1 protein-coding gene and 2 pseudogenes are annotated in these 1,729 nt (G+C 70.3%); 2 read left to right on the forward strand and 1 reads right to left on the reverse strand.

The genetic code is table 11. From position 1 onward, the window contains the following. Window positions 1–362, reverse strand: a pseudogene (locus PKF00_RS43805) (phospholipid carrier-dependent glycosyltransferase); the annotation flags it as partial. 180 nt (window positions 363–542) lie between these two features. Between PKF00_RS43805 and rsmI the strand changes: the two are divergent. Both rsmI and PKF00_RS43815 read left to right on the forward strand, forming a co-directional pair. Continuing rightward, on the forward strand, window positions 543–1,397 hold the full coding sequence (rsmI, locus tag PKF00_RS43810; RefSeq protein ID WP_271223716.1) for a 16S rRNA (cytidine(1402)-2'-O)-methyltransferase: 855 nt from the start codon (window positions 543–545) through the stop codon (window positions 1,395–1,397). 54 nt (window positions 1,398–1,451) lie between these two features. Then, window positions 1,452–1,729: pseudogene (locus PKF00_RS43815) on the forward strand (phospholipid carrier-dependent glycosyltransferase); the annotation flags it as partial.

The following is a 1,729-nucleotide window of genomic DNA, read 5'->3' on the forward strand; positions in this document are numbered from 1 at the left end:
ACCACGTACGAGGCGCACTTGTCGAGCTCGGCGGGCGCGCACTTCTGCCAGATCTCCGAGCCGCCCGCCATCACGATCGCGTCGGCGTCCTTGGCCATGTTGCGCTCGGCGAGGAAGTTGACCAGCGACCACGCGTCCTTGGCGTAGTACGTCTCGTCGAACATCACCGCGTGCGGACGGCCCAGGTTGACGAAGCGCAGGACGCCTCCGAACGCCGCCACCAGCAGCGGGCCCAGCCAGCCCCACAGGGCGCCGCCGGGCATCGGCGGCACCAGCCGGTCACGCACTGAGCCCGCCGAGCCGCTGCTCGGCTCGGGCTCCGGCTGCTCGAACGCCTGGTTGGGGAAGTCTGTCACGGCCACCCGGCCATCGTACGGGCCCCTTCCCCTCGGGAACCTAAGAAACACCGCCTACATGTCTAATTACGGAATTTCTCCCCGCTTTGGCACGGTCCCAGGAATGGAGTCCGATTGGAAATCGCAAATCTCGAAGGCGGCGCCACCCCGTGCGGGACCTCGACCGGGAACGGGACCTCCTCTCGGATGGGGGAGGATGGGAGCGTGAAGGACAACGGCAGGCTGGTGCTGGCGGGGGCTCCGATCGGACAGGTGGGCGACGCCTCACCCCGGCTGCGCGAGGCGCTGGAGACCGCCGACGTGGTCGCGGCGGAGGACACCCGCCGCCTGCGGAGGCTGGCCACCGAACTCGGCGCGGAGATCAGGGGCCGGGTCGTCTCCTACTACGACGCCAACGAGGCGGGCAGGGCCGCCGAGCTGCTCCAGGTGCTCCAGGACGGCAGGACCGTCCTGGTCATCACCGACGCGGGGATGCCCGGTGTCTCCGACCCCGGCTACCGGCTCACCCGCCTGGCCGTCGAGGCCGGGGTCACAGTGACCTCGCTGCCCGGCCCCTCCGCGGTCACCACGGCGCTGGCCGTCTCCGGGCTGCCCAGCGACCGCTTCTGCTTCGAGGGCTTCCCGCCGCGCAAGTCCGGCGAGCGCGCCCGCAGGCTGGAGGGCCTGGCCGAGGAGGAGCGCACCATGGTCTTCTTCGAGGCGCCGCACCGGCTGCGGGCCGCGCTCGAGGCGATGGCCGAGGCGTTCGGGGCGGACCGCAGGGCCGCCGTCTGCAGGGAGCTGACCAAGACCTACGAGGAGGTACGGCGCGGCCCCCTGGGCGAGCTGGCCGAGTGGGCGGCCGACGGGGTCAAGGGCGAGATCACGGTGGTCGTCGCCGGACACGCCCCGCGCGCCGAGCCGCTCGTCATCGAGGACCTGGTCGCCGAGGTCGTCCGCCGTGAGGAGACGGGCGTGCCGAGGAAGCAGGCGATCGTGGACGTCGCCAAGGCGGCGGGAATTCCCAAACGAGATCTTTACGATGCCGTCCATCGTGGGTGACTTATCTCCATAATTCCCTGAATGGGATCAACGAGAGATCGGCTTATCCCGCCCATGCCGGGCAATCCCCTGTGGGGATGGCTGGGCCCGCTGCTGGTCGCCGGATTCGGGGGAGTCCTGCGGTTCACCGGCCTGGGCCGTCCGCACGCGGTGATGTTCGACGAGACGTTCTACGTTAAGGACGCCTTCTCACTGATCACCTACGGAGTGGAGCGGGACTCCCTCGGGGACGTCGAGGACCCGGTCGCCGACCGGATGCTCCTGGCGGGCGACACCGACATCTGGGTCCGCTGCGCCCCGCCGGACGCCGACCCCTGCCCGCTCTACGTCGC

The sequence above is a fragment of the Streptosporangium carneum genome, assembly GCF_027922005.1.
Classification (GTDB): Bacteria; Actinomycetota; Actinomycetes; order Streptosporangiales; family Streptosporangiaceae; genus Streptosporangium; species Streptosporangium carneum.